This window comes from Polaromonas sp. P1_G2, from assembly GCF_056405515.1.
The window spans coordinates 1-7878 of the sequence record NZ_JBFUBY010000195.1; the positions used below are offsets into that span (position 1 = coordinate 1).

General features: G+C 64.4%; 10 protein-coding genes. 4 read left to right on the plus strand and 6 right to left on the minus strand.

Annotated features, from left to right (window positions below; genetic code table 11):
• On the plus strand, nucleotides 1-544 hold a 544-nt coding region (locus tag AC1D0P_RS17955), incomplete at its 5' end, for a Bug family tripartite tricarboxylate transporter substrate binding protein (RefSeq protein ID WP_477677992.1).
• Between the two features lie 51 nt (nucleotides 545-595).
• Here the strand turns inward: AC1D0P_RS17955 and AC1D0P_RS17960 are convergent.
• The 5 genes from AC1D0P_RS17960 to AC1D0P_RS17980 form a co-directional block, all read right to left on the minus strand.
• Entirely contained in the window at nucleotides 596-1576 is a 981-nt protein-coding gene (locus AC1D0P_RS17960; protein WP_477677993.1) for an AraC family transcriptional regulator, read from the minus strand.
• On the minus strand, nucleotides 1573-2931 hold the full coding sequence (locus AC1D0P_RS17965) for a type II toxin-antitoxin system HipA family toxin (protein WP_477677994.1): 1359 nt from the start codon (nucleotides 2929-2931) through the stop codon (nucleotides 1573-1575). The genes AC1D0P_RS17960 and AC1D0P_RS17965 overlap by 4 nt, the downstream gene beginning before the upstream one ends.
• 13 nt (nucleotides 2932-2944) lie before the next feature.
• Nucleotides 2945-3220 carry a helix-turn-helix domain-containing protein gene (locus AC1D0P_RS17970; RefSeq protein ID WP_477677995.1) on the minus strand — a complete coding sequence of 92 codons (276 nt, stop codon included), beginning with the start codon at nucleotides 3218-3220 and terminating at the stop codon, nucleotides 2945-2947.
• Nucleotides 3221-3316: 96 nt separating this feature from the next.
• On the minus strand, nucleotides 3317-3844 hold the full coding sequence (locus AC1D0P_RS17975; protein WP_477677996.1) for an SRPBCC family protein: 528 nt from the start codon (nucleotides 3842-3844) through the stop codon (nucleotides 3317-3319).
• 40 nt (nucleotides 3845-3884) lie between these two features.
• Complete coding sequence (locus AC1D0P_RS17980; RefSeq protein WP_477677997.1) at nucleotides 3885-4505, minus strand: TetR/AcrR family transcriptional regulator; 621 nt, start codon at nucleotides 4503-4505, stop codon at nucleotides 3885-3887.
• A 142-nt stretch (nucleotides 4506-4647) separates the two neighbouring features.
• Here AC1D0P_RS17980 and AC1D0P_RS17985 point away from each other — a divergent pair, with 142 nt between their 5' ends.
• The 3 genes from AC1D0P_RS17985 to AC1D0P_RS17995 all read left to right on the plus strand — a co-directional run bounded on the left by AC1D0P_RS17985 (nucleotide 4648) and on the right by AC1D0P_RS17995 (nucleotide 7469).
• On the plus strand, nucleotides 4648-5838 hold the full coding sequence (locus AC1D0P_RS17985) for an aminotransferase-like domain-containing protein (RefSeq protein ID WP_477678001.1): 1191 nt from the start codon (nucleotides 4648-4650) through the stop codon (nucleotides 5836-5838).
• Nucleotides 5839-5885: 47 nt separating this feature from the next.
• Nucleotides 5886-6545, plus strand: coding sequence for a hypothetical protein (locus tag AC1D0P_RS17990; RefSeq protein ID WP_477677998.1), 660 nt, complete (start codon nucleotides 5886-5888; stop codon nucleotides 6543-6545).
• A gap of 132 nt (nucleotides 6546-6677) precedes the next feature.
• The gene (locus AC1D0P_RS17995; protein WP_477677999.1) at nucleotides 6678-7469 is read left to right on the plus strand and encodes a tetratricopeptide repeat protein; all 792 of its coding nucleotides are present in this window, start codon (nucleotides 6678-6680) and stop codon (nucleotides 7467-7469) included.
• A 66-nt stretch (nucleotides 7470-7535) separates the two neighbouring features.
• Here the strand turns inward: AC1D0P_RS17995 and AC1D0P_RS18000 are convergent.
• Nucleotides 7536-7878: peptidoglycan-binding domain-containing protein (locus AC1D0P_RS18000; RefSeq protein WP_477678000.1), on the minus strand; the 343-nt coding region annotated here is incomplete at its 5' end.

The window sequence follows — 7878 nt, forward strand, 5'->3', positions numbered from 1 at the left end:
GGCCAAAGCCAAGGCCGAGCCGGGCGCCGTGACCTATGCCACCTTCGGCGCCGGCTCGGCGCCGCACCTGGCCGGCGAGATGCTGGCCAACGCCTCGGGCGTGAAGTTTTCCGCCATTCCCTATAAAGGCAGCGCCGAGGCCGACATCGGCGTGGTGCGCGCGGACGTCAGCATGGGCATAGACACCCTGGCGGCCGTGAATCCCCTGGTGCAGTCCGGCAAGTTGCGCGCCCTCGCGGTCATCAGCGAAAAGCGCTCCGCCCAGATTCCCGGCGTGCCCGCTTACGGCGAGCTGCAGCTATCGCCGGCGCTGCTGGACGGCTGGTATGCGGTCGCCGCGCCGGCTGGCATTTCACCTGCYGTGCGTGACCAGTTGTTGCACGCGCTGACGGCCATCATCGCCGAGCCCGCGGTGGGAAAGAAGCTGCAGCAGCAGTCCCTGGAGCCGGCCTTCCTGGGCCCGCAGGCGCTGCGTGATGTGATGGATTCCGAGATCACGCGCTACCGCGCAACGGTGGCACGCGCCGGCATTCGCCTCGATTGAAGCCGGGCATGGCCATCACCGCTATGGGTGCCGCGCTCCGCGGCGCAGGTCCTATAGCGCCTTGACCGGCACGCACAGCCAGCAGCTGAAGTTTCCTGTTTTCGGGTCCATCACAAAGTCTTCTTCGTACAGTTCCAGCGCCGGTTTGTTGTCCGGCTGGTAGCCGCTTTGCGGCAGCCACTCGGCGAACATGTGCGTCCAGGCTTCGTGCACCTCGTTGCCCGGCTTGCCGGTGAAGCGGCCGCAGGCATAGCGCCCGCCGCCAAAGTTTTGCACGCATATTTCGCCCTGCGGTTTGAAAGTTTCGTCCACCTCAATGCAGGCGTCGTAGCGGCACTTGTCGGCTGGCGTGATCTCGGGGTTGTCCTGGCTGATGCCGTACATCTTGGGGCGCGGGTTCATGTAGCCGTGCTGGCCGCACCAGGCGACAAAGCGCTGCCACAGCTGCGCCACTTGGTCGCCGTACGGCCCGGTGTTGCGCATATAGGCCAGGCGCATGGGGGGAAGGGTTTTGAGTTCAATGTGCATGGCAAGGGTTCTTTCGGATGAAGGTACCGGCCCGGTGGGCCAGAGGGTTCTATCTTTAAACAACGCCATGATGGAGTCTTGATTCGGCTTGTGATTGCCTTGATGAATCTTGCTAAGTTCAATCTGCCGGCGCGTCGCCCACTCGCGCCAGCCCCCGCGCCGCCAGGCCGTGGGTGTCATGCCGAAATGGGCGCGAAAGGCACGGCTGAAAACCTCGGCCGACGCAAAGCCGGTGTCGAGCGCGATTTGCAGCGCGGTCTGCGGCGTAAAAATCAGGCGCTGGGCCGCGGCCTCCAGCCGCAGCCGGCGTACGCAGTCGGCCAGGGTTTCGCCCGTCACCGCCTGAAACACGCGGTGAAAGTGCCAGGGCGAGAAGTAAGCCACGTCGGCCAGGGCTTGCAAGTCCAGCGTGCCGGCCAGGTTGGCGCTGATGTGGTCCACCACGCGGTTGATGCGGGCGATGTAGGCGCGGCGGGCTGCGGGGTCAAGGCCGGGCTCTGTCATGGCAGTTCGGCCACAAACTGTTCAGCCTGCGCCAGCATGCCGCGGCGAATGGCGGCAAACACCGGCTCGGGAAAGTCCGGCGGCAGTTGTTCGGCCATGCGCTCCAGCGCGTACGGCACTTGCAGCACCAGCGCCACCATCTGGGCGAAGGCGCCGGGCACGCCGCTTTGCCGCGCCAGCGCTTCCCAGTGGCGCGTGCGGATTTCGTGCAAATGGTAGTGCGTATTCTTGTTGCGCAAGGCCATGGCCAGTTTGGCGCGGCGCGGGCTGACCTGGTTGGGCCCATTGCCGATGATGGGCCACGCCGACAGCACGTCATACAGCGGCGTCATGCGAAAGCCGCCGCCTCGTTCCAGGAAGATAGAGAAATTCTTGGCGTGGCCGTCCGTCGCGGCCATGATCCAGAAGGCGAGCAAGGTCTTGACGAACACCAGCTTGTCAACAGCGGCCTGGCTGCTCCTGTCTAGCTGGCGCAAGATGGCCCATATGCCCGGCCCTCCGTCCGATTCATACTTCATGGCGCCGGCCACGCCAAGCGCCTGGCAAAAGTCTTCCTGCGGCAACCGCGCCAGCCAGGGCGGCCGCCCTGGCGGGATTTCAGGGGCGCGGTCAAACCGTTCTACCACCAGCACCTTGCGCTGGCCGAAAGTCGCAATGTCGCATGCCGCTACCGGCAGGCCCAGCAAATCCAGAATCCGCGCGCACAGCCATTCATTTTCGACAGAGGTGTGCATGTCGGCCCGCACATTGCCCACCAGGCCCAGCGGCAGCTTGATGATGTGCGTCGTGGGGGTAGCGCCTAGCGGCCGGCACCATTGGCCATTGTGGCGGAGCAGGGCGGTCTTCTCCTGCGCACCGGCAATCGAGATACGAAAGTCGTCTTCCTGCTGCTGGCCCAGCACCCGCCCGGCCGTGACCGCGTTATCGATGGCTTGCTCCACGCCGGCTTCGTCCAGCGGCCGTGCCTCAATGCGGTCAAAGCCCTCGGGCTCCATCCCCGGCGGCAGCAGTTGCACCGCGCCCACACAGTCGCGTCCCACGGCGGCCAGCAATTCAAATGCGGCCGTACCGCCCGTGGCGAACTTGTCACGCAGCCGCCGGCGTATGGCATCGCTGTCGGGCAGCAGGTTGTCAAAGAAGTTATGCACCACCTCGCCGCGATGCGGCAGGTTGCCGGGCATGAAAGGCAATGAAAGCGACAACTGGCGTAAAGAGGGGGACTGCAGCCACTTTTCGTCGTACTGGAAGCGATGCTCACCGTCGGCAACGGACCAGTTGCCGAGGGGCTCTCCATTGGCCCACACCGTCAGCGTGCCGGAACCTGGGCTGCTGCGGGGGCGGCGGAAGGTCACCATGGTATTTGCCCGCCTACCATTTCGGCGCATAGGGGGGCGGCTCGTCTTCCGCCACGCGATGCCGGGGAGCCTCTTCAATCACAAGGCTGCAGCCCATGGCCGAAACGATGCGCGCAATCTGGTCGTAAGCCGTGACTTCAGGCGCGGCCTCTATGCGCGCGATGCGCTTCTGGCTGACGCCCAGCATTTCACCCAGCTGGGTCTGGGTCAATTTGCGTGCCTGGCGCAGGGTTCGCAACATGGTGCGCAGCTGCTGGGGCGTGTCTACCGGATAAGTCACATTGCTCACAATACACCTCAAAAGTAGTTAATCGATAATACTCCTTTAATGTAGTTAAGTAAAATAACTCCTTTTAAGGAGTTTAGTCTCGCCTTGGCCTGCCAGTCAGCGGGCATGCTGCCCCCGCGCGAACGGCGGCGCCGGCCGCCTGCCGCCCGAGGCCAGCCGGCGCAGCAGGCGCACGCGCGCCGTCCAGGGCACGGGCCGGGGCTCCAGGCCCAGCGAGAGCTGCGCCTGCGACAGCACGTCTTCCACGCAGACGTCGTGCAGCGGCGCTATCACCAGCGGCCAGTAGAGCAGGGCGGGGCCGCGGGCCTGCATCTCGATGCGGTGCTCCAGCACGCAATGCGCGGGCGTGGCGTCCAGCACTTCAAAGCCGTGCCAGCCCTCGAATCCCGCGGGCGCCGTCAGGCGAAAGCGCACCGACTGGCCCGGCACATACGCCTCCACCGTATAACGAATCGGCCCATGGCCGCCGACCGCGCCCACAGCCAGCGGCCTGTCGAACTTCATGCGTGGCCAGGCCCGCCCCGGCCACAGCGCATCGGCCGGCGAGCCCAGTGAATCAAGCAGTGCGCCTACCCGTTCCGGGCTGGCATGCAAAAGGCGTTGATGAACGTTGACAACTTTCATACAGGGACTCCTTGGTTGAAGGTGGGGAAGGTGAAGGGGTTCAGGGCGCCACGGCCATCCAGGCGGCGTGCTCCAGCGCGGCCCGCACCTTGGGTGCGACCGCCGGCGCCGGCTGGCTGGCCCAGCGCTGCGTGAGCGACATTGCCGGCGAAAACACCAGCGCCATCCACAGGTGAAAAGGCATGGCCCGCATCTCGCCGGCCTCCATGCGCTGCTCCATCCAGGCCTTCAGCGCGCCAAACACCTGTTCATTGGCCGCGTTGATCTCGGCGCCGTCCGTCATACCGCCGCCGCGCCGCAGCGCGTGCAGCAGCCGCGCCTGCTCCGGGTGTTGCACCACCCACTGGATATAGGCGCGCAGCAGGCCCTTGACCCCGGCCTGCGCCGAGGCCTTGCCGGCAATCGGCGCCGTCAGCGCCGCGTGGAAGTCGCGCAGCGTGTGCGCATACAGCGCATCGGCCAGCAGCGCCTTGGTCGGGAAGTGGTGGTACAGGCTGCCGTTGCTCACCCCCGCCTCCTGGCGCACCATGTCCATCGAGGCGGCCGTGAAGCCCTGGGCCAGGAACACTTTGGTGGCGGCCTCCAGCAGGCGGTCACGGGTCGGGGCAGGGGCGGAAGGTGAGGCGGAGGATGGGGCGGAGGATGGGGCGGTGTCGCTCATGACTGGAGTATTACTCTAGACCGGTACTCTGTCAACCACCCCAAAAGACGTCCTCCAGGCGCCTCCAGGCCGCCAAGTAGCGCGCAACCCCCGCCCAAATTGGCGACAATGCAGCCCAGAAAGCGAGAAACCGAACATGCCCCTGCACTTTGCCGACCGCCTCAACAACGTTGAAACCTCCGCCATCCGCGAATTGTTCAAACTGCTGGGTAAGCCCGGCATCGTCAGCTTTGCCGGCGGCTTCCCCGACCCCGCCATGTTCGACGTGGCCGGCATCCAGGAAGCCAGCAACAAGGCCCTCAATGAAGAACCCGGCGGCGCCCTGCAATACGGCGCCACCGAAGGCTACGGCCCGCTGCGCGAACAGCTCAGCGCCTTCATGGCCACCAAGGGCGCCAAGGACGTCGCCCCCGAGAATCTCATCGTCACCACCGGCAGCCAGCAGGCGCTCGACCTGCTCGGCAAGACCATGATCTCCCCCGGCGACAAGGTCATCGTCGAAGGCCCCACCTTCCTGGCCACCATCCAGTGCTTCCGCCTCTACGGCGCCGAACTCATCAGCGCGCCGATAGACGCCCACGGCGTCAAGACCGACGAACTCGAACAACTGATCGCCCAGCACAAACCCAAGTTCGTCTACCTGATCCCCACCTTCGGCAACCCCAGCGGCGCACTGCTGAGCCTGGAGCGCCGCAAGAAGGTGCTGGAGATGGCCGTCAAGCACCAGACCCTCATCGTCGAGGACGACCCCTACGGCGACCTGTTTTTCGGCGAAGCGCCGCCGCCCTCGCTGCTGGCCCTCAGCCCCAGCGTGCCCGGCAGCCGCGAACTGCTCGCCCACTGCGGCTCCCTCAGCAAGGTGCTCAGCCCCGGCCTGCGCGTGGGCTGGATGGTTGCTCCCGCCGAACTGCTGGCCAAGGCCACCATGTGCAAACAGTTCAGCGACGCCCACACCAGCACTTTCGCCCAGGCCACCGCCGCCCAGTACCTCAAGGCCGGCCGCATGCCCGAAACCCTCAAGCGCGTGCGCAAGGTCTACGGCGAACGCGCCACCGCCATGGGCAATGCCCTGAAGCGCGAACTCGGCGACGCGATTGAATTCACCCAGCCGCAAGGCGGCCTGTTCTTCTGGGCCCGCCTCACCGGCGCCAACGGCAAAAGCCAGGACGCCGGTGAGTTCGCGAAGAAGGCCATCGAGCAGCTCGTGGCCTTTGTGCCCGGCGCGCCGTTCTATGCCGCCAACCCCGACCTCGCCACCTTGCGCCTGAGCTTCGCCACGGCCGATGTGGCGAAGATTGAAGAGGGTGTGGGACGGCTGGGCAAGGCCTTATAAAAAGACAGAGCGCTGCGTCTGCGCTATTCAACTGGGGGGGGGGAGCGATGTACAAAATTTTCCTTGGCTTAGGCTTGGGTTTCCTGCACGCAATGGCAGCTGCCGAGCCGCAGTGCACCTTGCGGGTATTTCAGGACAACGTCGAAATCGTTTCGTCGAAGGAGGCTGTGCCGGTTTTCAAGCTGCTTCCCGCTCCCTTTCGGGTTGAGCTGACGCCCGCTGAATGCCGTCCGGGAATCAACCTGGYCTTGAAAACTCAAATCACCTACCTGACAAAAACATCGAAGGTGTTTTCAGGTGCGGGCTACTACATGGCAGGCGCGCCAAGTTCCAGTCTTCTTGACCTGGGGGGAGCCCACAACCCGCGCTCCGATATCGATGAAGAAATAACGATGGGGACAGATGCGACCGTGTGGGCGCGAGCCGAGTACGACAAGGCCTGCCGGGATTTGAAGGGCTGCCCTACGGCGGCAAAACCGTATCAATCCGTCTGGCCCTTTGTAGACCCTGTCACCGGTGCGAATCGCAATTACGCGGAGTTCAATTACGCCCAAGGAAAGAATCCGCTGTCTACGATTGCCGGACGTAAGCTCTATGTTGTGGCCTATACCCCCTGGAAGACTTTCAAGTCCGGTCCTGAAGAATGGCGCTCTCCCAGCTTCTATCTCTTCGATGTACACCCCTTCTCGCTGGAGTTTTCGCGCTGAGTAAGGTGGTGAGGTGGTGAGGCGGGGCGCGCAAGCCAGGGACAAGACCCAGTCCCAGCTTGGTGCACTTAAAGTAAGCGCCGTGCTTCATCGATTGGTAGTTTTTTGTGCCCGTTAACCTGGATATCCACAATGCCCAAAACTCTCAAACAGCCAACGGCCTGGCTGGCGGCAACGGCGCTGGCTTTTTCCTTCTTTGCCGCTTCTCCCGCCTTCAGCCAGCCCGCCACAGCAGGCGCGCCCCCGCAGGCCGCGGCCAACCCTGAAGATGCCGCGCTGGAGCAGCAGCTGATGGCCGGCGCCAATCTGCTGCAGCTCCGCCAGCCCGACCGAGCAATTACCGACCACTTCGACAAAATCATCGCCGCCTATGAGCTGCGCTACAAGCACCAGAAAGCCAAGCCCTACACCGGCCGTTCGCAGGTGGAAAGCCTGCTGTACCTGCTGCAGGCGGCCAACGCCAAGGAAGAACCCAAGCAGGGCGCGATCATCGTGCCGCAGGTCTGGTCGGATGCCTGGTACCTCAAGGCCTATGCCTTGATTGAACTCAAACGCCCGGCCGAAGCACGCAGCGCACTCGAAGCCGCCCTGGCCCTGGCGCCCCGGAACTCCCAGTACCTGGGCGAGCTCGGCACCGTGTACCTGGGCCAACGCAACTGGCCCCAGGCTCTCAAAATCTTTGAGCAGGCCGAAACCGCCGCCAAAGAGTTTTCCCCGCCCGAGGTCAAGAACAAGGAACTGTCCCGCGCCTGGCGCGGCATCGCCTATGTTTATGTCGAACAGGGCCGCTGGGACGATGCCGAAAAGGTCTACCTGCAATGCCTGGAGCTCGACAAGAACGACAGGCGTGCCCAGAACGAATTGAACTACGTCCGCACCCAGCGCCCCACGCCGCAGCGCGCGCCCGCCGTCGTTACGCCCTGAAGCTCATGGCGCATCGACAGACACCGAAAGCAGGCCGACCGGCGGCTCGCTATGCGCGCGAAAAACTCAACCGGGGTCCAGCAAGGCCCAGGTCTTGGGGCCGACAATGCCGTCCGGCACCAAGGCCCGGGATTTCTGGAGAGCGCGCACGGCGGCCTCCGTGTACGGGCCGAAGTATCCGTCGACATCGGTCTGCAGCTTCTGCTGGAGGAGGGCGACAAACTCTCCAGTGGCATTGCGGCGCAAAGTGGGTTTTTCAGTACCGCCCACCTGCGCTGCCGGCGTCACTGCCGGAATCGGTGGGGGCTGCGCCACGGTGCCGGCGAGGATGGCGGAAACTTCCGAGCGGAACATGGTCATGTCAAACGGCGGATCTGTTTTGCGGCCAGGGGGCAAGGCATATTCCTTG

Coding starts and splice junctions, on each gene's coding strand:
- AC1D0P_RS17960 (WP_477677993.1), bottom strand. CDS start 1,576: ATGACAGAGCCCGGCCTTGACCCCGCAGCCCGCCGCGCCTACATCGCC.
- AC1D0P_RS17965 (WP_477677994.1), bottom strand. CDS start 2,931: ATGGTGACCTTCCGCCGCCCCCGCAGCAGCCCAGGTTCCGGCACGCTG.
- AC1D0P_RS17975 (WP_477677996.1), bottom strand. CDS start 3,844: ATGAAAGTTGTCAACGTTCATCAACGCCTTTTGCATGCCAGCCCGGAA.
- AC1D0P_RS17980 (WP_477677997.1), bottom strand. CDS start 4,505: ATGAGCGACACCGCCCCATCCTCCGCCCCATCCTCCGCCTCACCTTCC.
- AC1D0P_RS17995 (WP_477677999.1), top strand. CDS start 6,678: ATGCCCAAAACTCTCAAACAGCCAACGGCCTGGCTGGCGGCAACGGCG.